14 protein-coding genes are annotated in these 16,061 nt (G+C 69.2%); 8 read left to right on the top strand and 6 right to left on the bottom strand.

Features of this window, described 5'->3' with window-relative positions:
• Positions 1-2: 2 nt before the first annotated feature.
• Complete coding sequence (locus AC1DEY_RS19135; protein ID WP_476869344.1) at positions 3-740, bottom strand: TetR/AcrR family transcriptional regulator; 738 nt, start codon at positions 738-740, stop codon at positions 3-5.
• A gap of 132 nt (positions 741-872) precedes the next feature.
• Here AC1DEY_RS19135 and AC1DEY_RS19130 point away from each other — a divergent pair, with 132 nt between their 5' ends.
• Positions 873-1,589 (top strand): DUF2306 domain-containing protein, encoded by a 717-nt coding sequence (locus tag AC1DEY_RS19130; RefSeq protein ID WP_476869343.1) that lies wholly within the window; start codon positions 873-875, stop codon positions 1,587-1,589.
• A 251-nt stretch (positions 1,590-1,840) separates the two neighbouring features.
• Entirely contained in the window at positions 1,841-2,380 is a 540-nt protein-coding gene (locus tag AC1DEY_RS19125) for a DinB family protein (protein WP_476869342.1), read from the top strand.
• 202 nt (positions 2,381-2,582) lie between these two features.
• Here AC1DEY_RS19125 and AC1DEY_RS19120 read toward each other — a convergent pair whose 3' ends face one another.
• The 3 genes from AC1DEY_RS19120 to AC1DEY_RS19110 form a co-directional block, all read right to left on the bottom strand.
• Entirely contained in the window at positions 2,583-4,337 is a 1,755-nt protein-coding gene (locus AC1DEY_RS19120) for a thiamine pyrophosphate-dependent enzyme (protein WP_476869341.1), read from the bottom strand.
• 226 nt (positions 4,338-4,563) lie between these two features.
• Positions 4,564-6,183 (bottom strand): PucR family transcriptional regulator, encoded by a 1,620-nt coding sequence (locus AC1DEY_RS19115; protein WP_476869340.1) that lies wholly within the window; start codon positions 6,181-6,183, stop codon positions 4,564-4,566.
• Positions 6,184-6,506: 323 nt separating this feature from the next.
• Positions 6,507-7,193 carry a hypothetical protein gene (locus tag AC1DEY_RS19110; RefSeq protein WP_476869339.1) on the bottom strand — a complete coding sequence of 229 codons (687 nt, stop codon included), beginning with the start codon at positions 7,191-7,193 and terminating at the stop codon, positions 6,507-6,509.
• A 470-nt stretch (positions 7,194-7,663) separates the two neighbouring features.
• Here AC1DEY_RS19110 and AC1DEY_RS19105 point away from each other — a divergent pair, with 470 nt between their 5' ends.
• The 3 genes from AC1DEY_RS19105 to AC1DEY_RS19095 all read left to right on the top strand — a co-directional run bounded on the left by AC1DEY_RS19105 (position 7,664) and on the right by AC1DEY_RS19095 (position 11,166).
• Positions 7,664-8,833 (top strand): MFS transporter, encoded by a 1,170-nt coding sequence (locus AC1DEY_RS19105; RefSeq protein ID WP_476869377.1) that lies wholly within the window; start codon positions 7,664-7,666, stop codon positions 8,831-8,833.
• 124 nt (positions 8,834-8,957) lie between these two features.
• A complete protein-coding gene (locus AC1DEY_RS19100) occupies positions 8,958-9,914 on the top strand; it encodes an MBL fold metallo-hydrolase (RefSeq protein ID WP_476869338.1) in 957 nt (318 codons plus the stop codon).
• Between the two features lie 646 nt (positions 9,915-10,560).
• The gene (locus tag AC1DEY_RS19095) at positions 10,561-11,166 is read left to right on the top strand and encodes a DnaJ family domain-containing protein (protein ID WP_476869376.1); all 606 of its coding nucleotides are present in this window, start codon (positions 10,561-10,563) and stop codon (positions 11,164-11,166) included.
• Between the two features lie 11 nt (positions 11,167-11,177).
• On the opposite strand, the gene AC1DEY_RS19090 is transcribed toward AC1DEY_RS19095, so the two are convergent.
• Positions 11,178-12,209, bottom strand: coding sequence for a LacI family DNA-binding transcriptional regulator (locus AC1DEY_RS19090; RefSeq protein ID WP_476869337.1), 1,032 nt, complete (start codon positions 12,207-12,209; stop codon positions 11,178-11,180).
• Between the two features lie 130 nt (positions 12,210-12,339).
• On the opposite strand from AC1DEY_RS19090, the gene AC1DEY_RS19085 reads away from it, so the two are divergent.
• The 3 genes from AC1DEY_RS19085 to AC1DEY_RS19075 all read left to right on the top strand — a co-directional run bounded on the left by AC1DEY_RS19085 (position 12,340) and on the right by AC1DEY_RS19075 (position 15,567).
• Positions 12,340-13,533, top strand: a complete 1,194-nt coding sequence (locus AC1DEY_RS19085) for a Gfo/Idh/MocA family protein (RefSeq protein ID WP_476869336.1) — start codon at positions 12,340-12,342, stop codon at positions 13,531-13,533.
• A gap of 1 nt (position 13,534) precedes the next feature.
• Positions 13,535-14,530: a Gfo/Idh/MocA family oxidoreductase gene (locus AC1DEY_RS19080; protein WP_476869335.1), complete on the top strand. Its 996-nt coding sequence runs from the start codon at positions 13,535-13,537 to the stop codon at positions 14,528-14,530.
• Between the two features lie 140 nt (positions 14,531-14,670).
• Entirely contained in the window at positions 14,671-15,567 is an 897-nt protein-coding gene (locus AC1DEY_RS19075; protein WP_476869334.1) for an SDR family oxidoreductase, read from the top strand.
• Between the two features lie 45 nt (positions 15,568-15,612).
• Here the strand turns inward: AC1DEY_RS19075 and arfB are convergent, their stop codons facing one another.
• The gene (arfB, locus tag AC1DEY_RS19070) at positions 15,613-16,035 is read right to left on the bottom strand and encodes an alternative ribosome rescue aminoacyl-tRNA hydrolase ArfB (protein WP_476869333.1); all 423 of its coding nucleotides are present in this window, start codon (positions 16,033-16,035) and stop codon (positions 15,613-15,615) included.
• Positions 16,036-16,061: the final 26 nt, after the last annotated feature.

Here is a 16,061-nt window from a genome sequence, read left to right as displayed (position 1 = left end):
ACTTAGGCCGGTGCCGGCGTCGACGTCTRTTCCGGAGCAGAGGTCCAGTGCTGCCGGTGAAGCCGCTCAAAGCCGTCCAGGAGCAGGTCRAGCGCGAACTCGAATTCGAACTGGTCATCGCACCCCTGTCCCACCACGGAGTCCTTRTGCKCGGAGGCGGTGGCGACCTTCAGGATGTTCGGATACCGCTCGGCCATCTCCTGGAATATGGCGGCCTGCGCTTCCGGCGCCAATGCCGCCGGCCCGTCCAYGCTCTGGCCGGCGGAGTCGTCGAACAGCTCCTGGGTGAACCCCCACATGCGGCTGCCGAGGGCATGCATGACGTGATGGGTCAGGTCCACGGAGAAGCCTCCGGCCAGGAACATKCCGATGAACGAGTCCATGTAGCCAAGGACCGCCGGCGTCTTGTTCGTGCGCGATTCCAGGACCTGCCGGCCCCACGGGTGTGCCAGGAGCGCCCGCCGCGCCGAGATYACCCGCAGGCGCACGGCGTTCTTCCAACCGGCGTCGCGGACAGGAGGATCGATCTCACTGACAAGGGAGTCCACCATGCCGTCGAGGAGTTCCTCTTTGTTGGCCACGTGCTTGTAGAGCGCCATTGGCACGACGCCGAGTTCCTGGGCCAGCCGKCGCATGCTCAGCGCSTCGATCCCCACCTCATCGGCCAGYGCGACGGCGGCAGTCAGGACGCGGTCACGGCTCAACGGGATCCGGCGCGTGCGCTCCGCTTGCTGRGTCATCCGGCCACCCTTCCCTAACGGTTCCCTATTGACAAGTGTACGCCGTACACCTAACGTGGCCGCATCAGGTGTACGCCGTACACCTCGGCCCRTGCACTACCGCCGACAGCCATTCCAGCCAAGGACCACSCCGTGACAACACAAGCCAGCAGCGCCCCTGTGCCCCGCGTCCGCCGCCGCCCCCAGTGGCCCGTGCCSGCCGGAYTGAYCCTGCTCAGCCTCATCCCGGTGATCGCTGGCGCGGCGCGGCTGACGGAACTGACCGGCGGCGCCGTCGTCACGCCCCAGAACGCCCGGTTCTTCGCCTCGCCCSTGCCGGTGGTGACGCACATTCTCAGCGTCACCACCTACAGCYTGCTCGGGGCGTTCCAGTTCCTCCCCTCGCTGCGGGGCCGCCGCGGCTGGCACCGCATCGCCGGCAGCATCCTGGCGCCGGCGGGCCTGCTGGCCGCCTTGTCCGGGTTGTGGATGACCCTCTTTTATCCGYTGCCGCMCGGSGACGGGCCYGCGCTTTTCGTCCTGCGGCTGGTCTTCGGCTCGGCSATGGCGGCGRKCATCGTCCTGGGAATCGCCGCGATTGTGCGCCGSGACTTYGTSCGGCAYGGCGCGTGGATGACCCGRGGCTAYGCGATCGGCGTAGCCGCCGGGACGCAGGCGCTGACGGGCCTGCCGTGGATRCTGCTGGTGGGCCCGCCCGACGAGCCGACCCGGGCARTGCTYCTGGGSGCGGCCTGGGTGATCAACCTTGCGGTGGCCGAGTACGTCATCCGCCGGCGCGCCCGTCGGTCCGTGCGGKTGCCGCGGCCTTCCGGGCKGACGGCTGTRGCGGGTGCCGTCACGCCAGGCTAGCCTCCCTGCGCGGAGATCACGCCMGCGGCCGCCGSCGTGGCCCRCCGCCGTCGTCGAAGTSGCCGGCCGCCGYCGTCGAAGTCGCCGGAAGCGTGCGGGTTCGCCGTACTTTTCCGGCGACGCGGAGAGTTTCCGGCGAGTTCGAGGCYGGGGSAGGYGGGGCGGGCGGGGCGGGCAGGGGACGGGCCGACGAGTGGACTASCTCGGCGCGCCACGAGGCCGACGGAGGCCGCGYCGCTAGACTCACGCGCATGACAATTGTGGACGATCAGGGCCGCCCCGAGCCTCCCCTTGCAGCCGACGAAGCCGCGACCCTCCTGGGTTTCCTGGACTTTCAGCGGGCMACGCTGGCGTGGAAGAGCGCCGGGCTGGACGCGGCCGGSCTCGGRGCGACCACGGCTGCCTCATCGATGACGCTGGGCGGACTGCTGAAGCACATGGCCTATGTGGAGAGCGAGTGGTTTTCCCGTTCCCTGCACGCACGGGATCGSGAGGCGCCGTTCGACACCGTGGACTGGAAGGCCACCCCGGACTGGGAGTGGGACTCCGCGGCGGAGGACACCCCGGACCAGCTGCGCACCCTGTGGCAGGACGCCGTGGACCGGTCCCGGGCCAGTGTCGCGGAGGCACTGGCGGAGGGCGGCCTSGACCAGCTGGCTARGCGCCCGTGGCCAGATGGCTCGGCGCCGAGCCTGCGCTGGATCGTGTGCCACATGATCGAGGAGTACGCCCGGCACAACGGCCACGCCGACCTCCTCCGCGAAGCAGTGGACGGCCAGACGGGCGAGTAGGTTCCGCCCGGACCTTGCCGGGGAGCGCCGCCGSYTGARGACSGCCGCCCGCGCGCCGCCGCCTGAGGACGGCYGGCGAAGGACGGCRGACGACGACGGCGGGMGGCTCCCRCCGTCGTCGAAGTCGCCGGAAGCGCGCMGGTTCGCCGTCATGTTCCGGCGAYYCCGCAGGTTTCCGGCGRCTTCGGGGCGGGCCGCGCCCCTAGTAGGCCTTGACCCGCTGTTCGACGACGAGGTGGATCAGGGCGAACACCCGGTCCCGGTCAATGGCGGCCAACGCTGCCTCGAGGGCGGCCGGCACGTCCTGGTCCTGGGTGACGGTGATGCCGAAGCCGCCGAAGGCCTGTGCCATCAGGCCGAAGTCGGGGTTCTTCAGCTGCGTGCCCGATACCCGGTCCGGGTAGTGCCGCTCCTGGTGGGTGCGGATGGTGCCGTATTCCTGGTTGTCCATCACGATGATCAGCGGCGTCGCCCCGTACTGSGCGGCCGTGGCGAGCTCCTGGCCGTTCATCAGGAATTCCCCGTCRCCGGCGATGGTGACCACCCGGCGYTCCGGGCTGGCCAGCGAGGCGGCAATGGCCGAGGGCACCGAGTAACCCATGGAGCCGTTCCGGGCACTGATCATCGAGGCGTAGCGCCGGGTGGGGAAGTACCGGTGCGCCCAGTTGGTGTGTTCACCGGCCCCGAAGGTCACSAGCGCGTCCTCCGGCAGCAGCGGAACCAGGTTCGCCATCAGGGTGTCCATCTTCGCGGGCCCGTTGCCGGGGGCCGACGGCGGCAGGCTGGCGAAGGACTGCTGCTCGGCGCGCATCCGKGCCGTCCACGCCTTCCATTCCTCCTTGACCGGGAGGTCGATGTTGACCAGATCCCGGACGAAGGCCTCCGGCTTGGCCAGGATCTGGCGGGAGACCGGGCCGGAGCGGCCGCGCAGCGAGGGATCGATGGTGACCAGGAAGTTCTTCTTGTTCCAGTCCTGCCGGCAGAGAAAGCCGTCCGTGATCACGTCCCCCGGGACCGTCCCGACGAARACGAGCAGGTCGGTTTCCTCCAGGAGGTCATAGGTGGGGCGGGGCCGGCCGTAGCCGATCGGCCCCACGTAGCTGGGGGAGTCGAAGGASACGGTCCCCTGCGTGCGCCATTCCGCSGCGGCCGGGATGTGGTGCTTTTCGAGCCACMCGGTGAGCTCCGAGGCCGCTTCCTGGGTCCAGTCGTTCCCGCCGGTGACAAAGAGCGGCTTCTTGGACTGCGCCAGGGCTTCGGCCAGGGCGCCGGCATCGGTGCTGCTCATGCCGCCCGCCGCCACCGGGATGGCCGGGTGCAGGGCCGGATCAATCTGGACCCGGATGATGTCCTCCGGCAGGCCCACCACCACCGGGCCGGGACGGCCGCTCATGGCCGCRAACATTGCCTCCGCCACGATTTCGGAGGCCCGCTCGGGATGGTCCAGGACCATCACGCGCTTGGCTCCGGTATCGAACCACGCCTTGATGTCGAACTCCTGGAACGCCTCGCGGTCACGGTGCGCGAACGGAATCAGCCCGACAAAGAGCAGCATGGGCGTGGAATCCTGCCATGCGGTGTGCAGGCCCACGTGCGCGTTCGCCGCACCGGGGCCGCGGGTGACCATGGCGACGCCGGGGCGCTGGTTCAGCTTGCCGTCGGCCTCGGCCATGTAGGCGGCGCCGCCCTCGTGCCGGCAGRCCACGGTCTCGATCTCAGAGCCGTGCAGCCCGTCGAGGACGTCCAGGAARCTTTCCCCCGGCACAACGAAGGTGCGCTCAACCCCGTGCGCCACGAGCGAATCGACAATCACGTGGCCCGCGGACTTGAGGGTCCTGCCGAGGGCAAGGGTTCCCGGGGCGGCAGCTGAAGCTGCCTGGGCTGGCGGTACGGAGTCGAGGTTAGTGCCTGGGTTGAGGAGGTCGCCGTCGAACGGCTGCGTGTCAGTTACGGTCATGGTGGCTGTGGACTCCGTTGTCATCACTACTGTTTCTGGTGGTTGGGATGGGGCAGTTCCGCCGGTGCGGCGGAGGGTATTTGAGAGGGGCGACCGGGCCCGGACCCGGGGCTGGGCCGGGCTGCCTAGTCGGTTTCCGGTCCGGTGCAGAAGAAGCAGCCGTCCTCGCAGCCGTCTGTCTGGCTTTCCGACGTCGGGGTGAGGGTGCTCGGTGGGTTTCGATGGGTCATCGGGCTTCCAGTTCCTTGATGGGGGCGGGTTTCGTGGTTCGGGGGGAGTCGGTCCACTCCTGAACATGCAGGTGCGCGACCAGTGAGTGACGGGGATTGCCGAAGTCCAGTCCGGTGATCCGGCTGGCCTTGCCGATCCTGTAGTAGACGGTGTTCTTATGCAGCTGCATCCGCTTGGCGCACTCGGCCACGTCYAGGGAGGCGTCAAAGAATGCGCGGAGGGTCTCGGCCAGTTCCGCGTCGTCGCGGAGCAGGGCCCAGAGGCTGCGGTGCCGGAAGGACGCCGTCGTAAAGTTCTCCACGGCGTCGTGGAAGAGGATCTCGGCTTCGAAGTCGTCCACKGTGGCCACCGAGGCCCCGGCGGAGCGGCGCATGCARCCCAGCAGTGCYTCGGATATTCCGGTCACGGAATGGATCGAGACCAGATCGGGAACCGTGGGTCCRACGGCGGCGTAGGGACTGATGCCGAGGTGCTTGCCGGCGTCTTTGACGATTGCCTCGGCCAGGCTTCGMAGCCCGGCCCCTGCGTTGGCGGACTGGAGCCCTGGAAGGAYYATTGCGGTGTCGCCGTGAAACTGTCCCACGATGGCCGAGGGCTTGTAGGCGGCCGCATGGATGGAAGCGAGGTTGGCCAGCTCGCCGTGTTTGAGTGCGGCATCGTCCATCTGGGCTTCTGCGGCCGACAAGCCAATCAGGATCAGGGCCGCGGGACGGTCTGCGGGGATCTTCTCGCTGTGCGCGCTCGCCGCTGCTTCCGCCGGACCCGACAACAGCCGCACGATCCGGTCCTCGCGCATGTGCACGGACTGCTGGTTCCGGTACCGGATCAGCTCGGCGGACGCCCGYGCGGCYGAGCCGGTGAGCACGTAGTCGACGTCGTCGCCGAARCCGGCACCGGTTTCCTGGAGCCAGATGTARCCCATGATGCGYTCGCCGGCGAACARGCTGATGGCGACCCGCTCCCGCAGTCCGTCCTGGGGCCGGGCGGGGACCCGGACCGGCAGGCGCGTGCGATGCAGCTCGCGGTAGGCGCCGAGGTCCTTGAGCAGGAGTTCGTAYTTSCGCGGACCSCGCCGGGCCAGGATCGAGGCCTTGCGGAGCTCGTCAATGGCGTTGGTGACYGTGGAGTACGCCAGGACCTTGTTGGCGGCGTCCTCGATCACCACGTGGCTGGAGGTCAGCCGGGCAGTGGTCTGGGCGATGGCGAAGAGGTCTTCTTCGAGCAGGGTCAGGACTTCGCTCTGGTAGCTGCGCGGCTGGATCCGGTCCTTGGCGATGGACAGCAGCCGGTCCCAGTCAGCTGCCTGGTCCACCAGCAGCAGCCCGGTCCCGGCGGCGCGCAGCAGCTCTTCGGCCTCGGCCAGTTCCTCCTGGCTGCCCTTGACGGCCAGGACCAGGGGAGGGTTTTTCAGGAGCCGGCGCACTGCCGGCAAGGCAGAGCGTCCGCGGACGCCAATCAGCAGGACGAAAGCCGACCCGCCGTCGGAGGTCTCGTCGTCGGCGTCAACGATCAAGAAGCGTTCGATCGCCGCGTCCGTGCGGTCCGGCCGGAGAATGAGGCTGGCGAAACCGAGCGGGAGATCCGCGAGGATGTCATCCACTGTAGCTGCGGCCATGGGCTTCCTTCTGACATCGGCACCCGCCCGGACTCCACTGTCCGGACACCCCATGCTATCCAGCGCCCACCGCCAAAAATATGGAAAAGCTCCTAAGTTACGCGGMCCGTTTTAGGTCTGCGGACCAAGGCRCGCCRGCCCTCAAGTGCSCGCTACGTGGCGGCGAGCAGCGCCTTGAGTTCGACAACAGCGCYGCGGCCGCCGACGTCACCGTGTTCGCCGCGGCYCTGRYGRCGGACGAAACCCCATCCATTGCTCCATAAGTKCCGTWATGACTCCTCAAAAGGGCGTCTGCGGAGCAATCGATGGGGTCTTTGCCGGGGTCAGGAGCTTTCGATATCCCCGGGCGGTTCCTGCCAGGGCTCCGGGCCGGGGCCGGGACTGGGGCTGGCCCCGTCCAGGAGTTGCTGCTCGCCGCGGACCACCTGGTTGATGTAGACGGTGAGGAAGTCCGCCTCGGCGCGGTAGTTGGCAGGGTCGGCCAGGGGCATCGTCGCCTGGACAAACAACGTCCCGTTCTTGGCCGCCACGCGGAGGAAGTGGGCAGGGGGTCGACCCTTGAGGAAGATGGTGGCGATCACTGCGTAGCTTTGGTCAGCCTCGGTAAACGCCGAGGCCCGCTGGTAGGTCGCCGTGAACGTACCGTTCTCCATCGTCAGTCTGGCGGGGGAACAGTCCGGCAGTTTCCTCACGGAGGAGAACGCCAGCGCGAGCACCGCATCACGATCCGCCGTCACCGCGACGAACACCGGCTCGGCGTCGGTGCCGGCCAGGGACTCCACCTCGGCCTGGGAGAACAGGCGGGCCGCTTTCGCGGGAGCCGACGGTGGGCTGCCGCCGTCCGGGGCCGCGGCGTCCCGGCTGGCTTCAATACCGGCGGCCGGCCCGGGCGACGCCGGCATGGACCGTGCGAAGGGACCACCGGCAGGCGAGAACGGAGCGCACGCAGTGAGCAGGCCCAGCGCGAGCACCGCCGCCCACAGGCGGCGRCGYTTGTTTCCGAGTGCCATCGTGGTTCCCCCAACCTCGACCTGATGTGAGCACATCCTATGCCGCCGCGGCGGRACAGTCGCCAGCACCAMYCCATCGATTGCTCCATAGGTGCCGTTTTGGCCGGTCAGAACGGCACYTATGGASCAATCGATGGGGTTTTGGCGGTRCCGGTCAACAGGGGGTACTGGCAGTCACTCCCGGGCCGTCGCGGTCGCGCTTAGCCTAGAGGACGTGGGCGTGGCCAGTGGGCCGACGCCCACGCCCACTCCGGCGCCGACGCCACGCCTGCGGTGCGGCGGCGCCCGCCCCCTGCGGTGCGGCGACTCCGAGGGCGGGCATTTAGCACTTCGGGACCGGCACGGGMACCGCCTCCGGCACCGGCGACCTGACAGGAGACCACTACATGCACACGCGTCAGCGGCGAACGGGCGCTCCCAGCGCGGCCGGCCAWCCCAGGGAARCAACGCSGGCCSKGCGGCGGCCGCGCCTGCTGGTATCGTCGGCSGCCCTGCTCTGGGGGCTGCARTTCGCYYTCCTCAACCCCGCGCTGGCGCTCCTGCTGGTGGCGCTCTATGACGCAACCCCGGCAGACGTGGGGTGGGTTCTTGCCGTGTATAACGCCGGCGGATTCGTCGCGGCCCTGCTGGTGCCGGCCTATGCCGACCGCGTGAACAACTATCTGCGGCCCCTCCTGGTCTGCGCCGCCCTGACCCTCGCCCTCGCCGGCGTGCTCGCCGGAACCACCTCGCTGCCGGTCGCCGTCGTCGGYTTGGTCGCCCTAGGAGGCCCGGCGGGAGTCGGTGTGTCGCTGCTCTTCGCGCACCTCAAGCATTCAGGTGCACCCCAATCGGACGTCATGAAGACCCGTGCCGTGGTCTCGGTCGCCTGGGTKGCCGGGCCGCCGCTGGCGACGCTYATCATGGGCACGCTCGGMAACCGGGCCATCCTGCTCGCCCTCGCCGCYGTGGCCCTSCTCAACATYGGCACGACGGCCGCCATGCTCCGCCKGAGACCGYCGGCGGACGGCGCCCCGCCAACCGCGACCAGCCACGACGAYGGTCCGGCGCTGTCCCGGGCGGGCGTCGCCGCCGTCGTCCTCGCCTTCATCGCCCTGCAGGCAAGCAACAGCGCCGCGGTGTCGATCATGGGGCTCTTCGTGACTGGCCGGCTCGGGCTCGACGTCCTCTGGGCCGGCGTTGCCCTCGGCGTCTCTGCGGCCCTGGAGATYCCCGCACTGCTCCTGATTGGCAGGCTGAGCGCCCGTTTCTCCAGCCACGCGCTGATCACCTCAGGCTGTGTWGCCGGGATTGCGTACTACGCCGCCATGGCCTTCGTCGCGGACCCCATCGGCCTCATCGCCCTCCAGATCCTCAATGCGTGGTTCTTTGCGATTGTCGCCGGGATAGGCCTGACCCTGTTCCAGCAGATCATTCCSCGGCCGGGGCTGGCCTCGGGCCTGTTTGTGAACACCCGGCGCGTCGGMGCGATCGTGTCYGGCCCCATCATCGCCTTCGGATCGATGACAACGCTCGGATACCAGGGAGTCTTCGCGGCCTGCGCCGGGCTCGCCGTCGTGGCCCTGGCMGCCATMWTGCTGACGCSGAGGTTGAAGCCCGCCGTTCCGGATCCGGACCGCGCCCGGAGCATGGCGGCCTAGGCRGGGTACGGCGCGTGGCGCGCCCCGCCGACGTCGGGACCGGTCATCATGGAGTGTTGGTGCGTCGTTGCGGAACCCGRCATCCGCCGCACCCCCRCTRATGCCGCCGCACACAGGAGAACGCATGGASACGCCCYCGGAGCTGATCGACTTCACGACGGGAAGCCCACGYTYCGCCGATCTGGACGTGGCGTGGATCCACGGATCAGAGTCCGCAAAGCACAACACCGACCCGGACATCCAAGTCCATGCCTGCGACGAGCACACGTTCATCCTGCGCCAGAACATGGCCGTCAACTACGAGGCGCCGTTCATGTTCCTGCTGTTCGGCAACGACCGGGCCGTGCTCATCGACACCGGCGCCACCGCGTCCGCGGTCTTCTTCCCCCTGCGCAGCGTTGTCGACGGCCTGGTGGACCGGTGGCTGGCCGCTCATCCCCGCGACGRATACCGGCTCCTGGTCCTCCATACGCAYCCGCACGRGGACCATGTTGCCGGTGACGCCCAGTTCGCCGGCCGGCCCGACACCGTTCTGGTGGACGCAGGCCGGGAGAGCGCATGGGAATTCTTCGGGTTTTCCGGCGACTCAGATGGCAGCGACTACGACGACGGCAGCAGTAGCGGCGACACCGACACCGACGGCGACGACGGCGGCGGCGCCGCCGTTCAGACGGCGCACGTGGATCTGGGCGGACGCGTCCTGGAATGCTGGCCCAGCCCGGGGCACCACAACGCGGCGGTCACGTTCTACGATCCCCACACCGGKTTCCTGCTCACYGGAGACACGGTCTATCCCGGCCGGCTGTACATCCAGGACTGGTCCGCGTTYAGCCGCWCCATCGACCGGCTGATCCGGTTCTGTGGCATGCRCCCMGTCACGCACGTCCTGGGCTGCCACATCGAAATGTCGMGGGAGCCCGGCGTCGACTATCCGATCTTCACCACYTACCAKCCCGAGGAACCACCACTGCAGATGACAGTGGACCAACTCCGGGAGATCCGCCGGGCYATCGACGAGGTGGGCGGCCGCCCCGGCCGGCACGTGTTCCCCGGCTTCGTCCTCTGCATCGAAGGGGACTGAACAGGCCAGTCGACCCGGCGGCCAGGGCCTCCCGCGAGTGGACACTTCGCGAGTGGGCACTTCGCGGCAATGTTCGTGACAAACATTGCCGCGAAGTGCCATCTCGTCCAGACGCCGGGGGTCCGCCGGAATMCTTGCGCAAACCTGCGGCTGCGGTGCSCTGCKGCCTAGCGCAGTGCGGCGTTTTCCGCRTCCTCGGGCCCGACGAAATTGCACGAGCCAGGGTGGCGSACGGGCAACGTGCAKGTGCGCCCGGTGGGCAGGTGGACATTGCCGCACCATCCCGCCATGGCCACGTCTTCGCGGACATGCGTGACGTGCGTGCTGCCCTGATCCTGGGGCKCTTCCTYRCGGCTGGTGGGTTGGGGGCTTCCGGACGCACTCTGGTTTTGGCTGTTCACGGCTGCAACTCCTCGGGACCTGCTGTGCAGAAGGGATGGGAAGGATGCTTAGTTTTATCCGAAGCCACCAGCTTCGCACGGGTGGGTTAACACCGAGTTACGGGAATGTAAGGATCTGCCCAGCCTGGGCGCCGGACCCAGTGCGGAACCCTGAACGAAATCCGGGCAGGCCTTTTGCCACCACCGGGCCGTTCCTCATACTGGAAAGGCAGATCCGCGATTCCGGGCGAGGACGGTGGTGGCTGATGAGCAGCGGCGTGAGTGGTTCCAGCAGTGCGTTCCGGCGCCGGGTGGAGCGTGCCGCGGAACTCCGGGCGGTGCGGGCCTCGGGCAGCACCACCCAGGAGAATGACGCGGTCCATGCCGCMGAGGAGGAACTCCGGCAAAAGCGCGCCCGGATCGACGAYGCCGCCAAGGCCGARTACCTGATCCGCGACGCCATGGCACAGGGCAAGTTCGACAACCTCAAGTACGCCGGCAAACCCATTCCGGGCCTGGGCGAGGCGTATGACCCSGACTGGTGGGTCAAGGGCCTGATCCAGCGGGAGAACATCTCCGGCCTGGGCCCGAAAGCGATCCTGCTCCGCACCGAGGACGCCGAGCTGGATGCCCGGCTCGACGCCCAGTTCAGCGAAAAGCAGGTGCGCGAGATCGTGGCGGACTTCAACGCCCGGGTCATCGACGCCCGGCGGCAGCTCCAGGGCGGGCCGCCCGTGGTCACCAAGACGCGCGACGTCGACGTCGAACTGGACCGCTGGCGGGGGCGCCGGGCTGCCGCGGCCGCCGCTGCCYCGCCCGAGCCGGCACCGAAGCAGTCCTGGTGGCGGCGGMTTTGGAACGGTACGGGTTARGCGMCGKCCRGCTARGCGCCGKCCGGGGCGTGCCCGCTGGAGCCGCGCACCACCAGCTGCGTCGGAACGAGGTGMAGGCGCTGCGGAAGATCCCGGTGYTCCCGCCGTTCCAGGATGAACCTGCCCGCCTGCAGGCCCACGGCGAAGTTGCCGTTGTCCACTGAGGTCAGGGACAGGTGGCGGATCCGGGCGAGATACGTGTTGTCGTAGCCGACCAGTGAGAGATCGCCCGGCACGGACAGGCCCTGGTCGGCGGCGGCCGAGAGCGCGCCGATGCAGGCGAGGTCGTTGAAGGCAAAGATCGCGGTGGGCCGCTGCGGTCCCGCGAGCAGGCGGCGCGCGGCGTCGTACCCRCTTTCCTCGCTCATGCCGCCGGCCACCACCCATGGGGCAAGCCCGGCGTTCCGCATCGCATCCTCGTAGCCTTCGCGCCGCAGCCGGCCGATCTCGCCGGGACCCTGAAGGTGGGCGACGCGCCGGTGGCCAAGGSCAATGAGGTGCTCGGCGGCCTGGCGGGCGCCGGAGACGTCGTCGTCCACCACGATGTCCGCGCCGGGCAGCGCGGGCTCCCGGGTRCCGGCCAGGACCACCGGCACRCTGGCGATGGCKGCCTCCAGGGCCGCCTCTTCCGGGGTGGTGCCGACGACGACGAGGCCGTCGATGCGCTGCTCGAGCAGGGTGTCCACGGARCGGCGGCCCACCCGGTGGTCGGTGTAGGAATCGACGAGGACGGGGGAGACGCCGGCCGCGTGCAGCGTCGCGCTCAGGCCCTCGAGGAGTTCGACAAACCAGGGATTCCGGAGGTCGTTCAGCAGCACGCCGACGGTGCCGCTGTGCGGGCTGGACAGCCCGCGGGCCAGCTGGTTGGGCTTGTAGTCGAGTTCGGCCATCGCGTCCAGGACRGCCTGRCGGCGACCGGCGCCGACGTTGGAGGACCCGCCMAGCACCAGGGAMACGAGGGACTTGGACACTCCGGCGCGCTCGGCGACGTCGCGGATTGTGGGCCGGCGGGGCGGTGGGCCGGGGGCCGGCGGGTGGTTCATGACGCTCCTCCTGTGGATGCCGTCCCAGCATAAGGGGTTGACGAGKGATCCCSACACCGTCCATTATGGACCGGTCCAAGTRTTTGTCCAAGTAGTCATCCAAGCAGATGTCCAGCAGTGAGGAATAGTTATGAGTGCACCACAGTCCGGGCGGCTCATCGCCGGGATGGTCGGCGGCGGCGCGGGCGCCGACATCGGCAAGACGCATCGGTACGCGATGCGGCTGGACGGGCAGTTCGACCTCCTGGCCGGCGTGTTCGGCCGGGACCGCGGCCGCTCGGCCGCCCTCGCCGCGGAACTMGGCATCCCGGAWGACCGYGCCTACGCCAGCTACGGCGAGATGGCGCRGGCCGAGGCMGCCCGCGSGGACGGCGTCGACGTCGTGGCCGTCGCCACCCCCAACGACAGCCACTTTGAGATCGCCCGCGCCTTYCTGGAAGCCGGGATCTCGGTGGTCTGCGAAAAACCCCTGACGCARGATTCCGCCACMGCCGCGGAACTGGTGCGGATCGCCGCTGAGCACGACGCCGTGCTCGCCGTCCCGCACTGCTACTCCGCCTACGCCATGGTCCGGCACGCGGCCCGGCTGGTGCGCGACGGCYGGCTCGGCGCGGTCACGTTTGTCGACGTCGAACACGCCTCCGGCTGGGCCRCGACRCCGCTGGAACTGCTSGGGCACAAGCAGGCSTCCTGGCGCACSGAYCCCGACGTCGCCGGCTTCCCCAGCGTGGTGGGCGACCTYGGCACCCACGCCTAYCACCTGCTGCGCTACATCACCGGGCTCGACGCCGAGCGGCTCTCCGCACGGCTGAAAACCCTCGTGCCSSRRCGCCGCGTCTTCGACCACGCCACGGTGGAAATGGACCTCACSGGCGGCGTGCCGGCACGGCTGTGGGCCAGCATGGCCGCCACCGGACACAACCACGGCCTGCGCATCCGGGTCTTCGGCGAAAAGGGCAGCCTCGAGTGGCAGCACGAGGACCCGCACCACCTCACGCTGCAGGACCTCGACGGCACCACCACCATCCTCACCCAGGGGCTCAGCACGCTCTCCGAGGACGCCACMCGCCTCACCCGGGTGGGCCTGGGCCACCCCGAGGGCTTCCTCGAGGCCTTCGCCAACTTCTACGTCGACCTCGCCGAGGTGCTCCGCGCCCGCCGCGACGGCACAARAMTCCCGRCCCGCGAACTGAGCTTCCCCACCGGCCGCGACGGCCTGATCGGCGTCCAGTTCGTCGAAGCGGTGGCCGCATCGCACACCAACGACGCCGGCTGGAYCACGCCGAAGTCGGCCCTYTACGAACTCCACGAGACAGGACACTGACATGCTGCGCTTCGCCCTCCTGGGGGCCGGTTTCATCGGCTCCGTCCACGCCGCCAACCTCGCCGCCCATCCYGGCGTCGACTTYTCCCKGGTCTATGACATCGACCAGAACCGGGCCAARGCCCTGGCCTACACGCACGGAGCCCGCGCCGCCGCGGAYCTGGACGAGGTGTTCGATCCCGAACACATTGACGCGGTGTTCATCGCCTCCTCAACGGACACCCACGCCCAGCACCTGGTCCGCGCCGCCGACGCCGGCCTGGCCGTGCTGTGCGAAAAGCCGATTGAYCTGGACCTTGACCGGGCCCGGGAGGCGGCCGCCCACGCCGCCGGGCGCGCCGTGCCGGTCATGGTCGACTTCAACCGCCGCTTCGACCGCGACTATGCCGAACTCAAGCGGATCATCGACGCMGGCGGGATCGGCGACGTCGAACTCCTCCAGCTCACCACCCGSGGRCCGTCCATCCCGCCGCTGTCCTACATCGCCACCTCCGGCGGCCAGATGCGGGACCAGACCGTGCACTTCTTCGACCTCGCCCGCTGGCTCACCGGACTGGACCCGGTGGAAGTCTTCGCGGTGGGGTCCGCCCTGGCCGATCCCCGCCTGRCCGAGTACGACGACGTCGACACSTCCGCGGTCACGCTGCGGCTGCCCACCGGGGCGCTGGTCCAGATCGACAGCGCCCGGCGYACGGGCTACGGCTACGACGAGCGGATCGAGGTCATGGGTTCCRCCGGCCTGGTCGAGGCCGGCCGCCGCCGCACCGGAGCCGTGTCACGCTACAGCGCCGGSCAGGTGGTGGACGACGGTCTGCACCCCGGGTGGTTCGAGCGCGTCCAGCCCACCTACGCGGCGGCCCTGGACCACTTCGTTGCCGCGGTRGCGGGCGGAACTGCCCYGRCGCCGTCGCTCGATGACGGGCTCAAGGCMCAGGCCATCGCGGAGGCCGCCACACGCTCCCTGCRMACGGGCCGGTCCGAGCCGATCGAGTACTAGGACTGTCTTCGCACGGCGGGACCGGCGTGGCCGGCCCCGCCGTGCTCACCGACTAAAGGCTGCCCCCTAGCTTCTTCGACGGCACGGACTACCCTGCTCTTAACTGGGTCTTTCCGCGAAGAGAACAGCTAGGAGCACCAATGTCTGWRCAGGAACCTGTCCTGGTRGTCGGCGCAACGGGACATCTCGGCGGCCAGGTGGTCGACCGGCTTCTCGCCAACGGTAAGAAAGTGCGCGCGCTCGTCCGCCCGGCCTCGGACGCAGGAAAACTCCAGGCCAAGGGCGTCGAGATAGCCCGCGGCGACATGCTCGACCTCGATTCGCTCGTCTCCGCCATGACCGGMACCGCCGCGGTCATCACGACGGCGGCCGGCTACACSGGGAAGAACAAGAACGCCCAYGAGATCGACACGCGTGGCAACACCAATCTCGCCCTCGCCGCCAGCAAAGCCGGGGTGCCACGCTTCGTKCTMACCAGCATCCTYACCAGTGACCAGACACCCGGCGTGCCGCATTTCTGGCACAAGAAGCTCACCGAGGACAAACTCGAAGAACTTGGGGTCCCCTTCGTCGCSCTGMGGCCGGGAGCATTTTTCGACCAGGTCGCCCTGATGGGCGGTGACCCGTTCGAGAAGGGCCGCATCATCTGGCTCGGCTCYAAAAGCGTCCCGCTGACGTTCGTGCTGGCCAGCGACCTTGCGGCCTACCTCGCCGCGGCCGTCGACGCGCACGTCGCCGATGGGGAACGCATCGATATCGGCTGGACTCGCCCGATCAGCATGCGGGAAGGCGCCGCCCTGGCGTCCAAAGTGGCGGACAAGAAGATCAGGGTCCTGKCCATGCCCGCCGGAGTGCTTCGCACCGTGGGCAAGGTTGCGGGAAAGTCCGCCMCGCTCATGAGCGACATGGGAGCCATGGCGGCCTGGTTCGATACCGGACGCTACGTGGCRAATACGAGCCGCCAGGCAGAGGTTTTCGGTCCCGTGCCAACCCCGGAAGACGCCATCGCCCGCTTCGCTGCCCGGCTGGGCCACTGAGGAGCGAAGCCCTGGTGGTGCCGTGACGATAATTGCTGGGCGGCGCTACTCGGCGATAGGCCGYTGCCGTTGCCGCTTCGTCGCCGMCCGCTGTTCCTTGGCGGCGAGGCGCCGGCGGTTCGAGCCCCGGGTGGGCTTGGTAGGCCGGCGGGGTGCAGCTTCGGGGGCAAGACCCTCCGCCACGAGGCCGGCGAGCTTGGCCAGGGCGATTTCGCGGTTCCGCAGCTGGGAACGCCGCTCCGAGGCGGTCACGGTGACCACCCCTGCGATCAGGCGTGGTCCGAGGCGGGCGAGCAGCATCAGCCGCTGGCCCTCCGATAGCGCCGCCGAGCCGGCCACGTTCCACGAGAGCTCGGCCCGGCTGTCCGAAGTGTTGACGTGCTGGCCGCCCGGCCCGGACGATCGCGAGAACCGCCAGCCGAGTTCCGACGCGGGAATCGTGAGCGCGGGCGATACCTCCAAGTCCATGCACCAAGCGTTGCACGATTTTGGCG

The sequence above is a fragment of the Arthrobacter sp. 05T47 genome, assembly GCF_056395825.1.
This window is presented reverse-complemented; position numbering and strand designations above follow the sequence as displayed.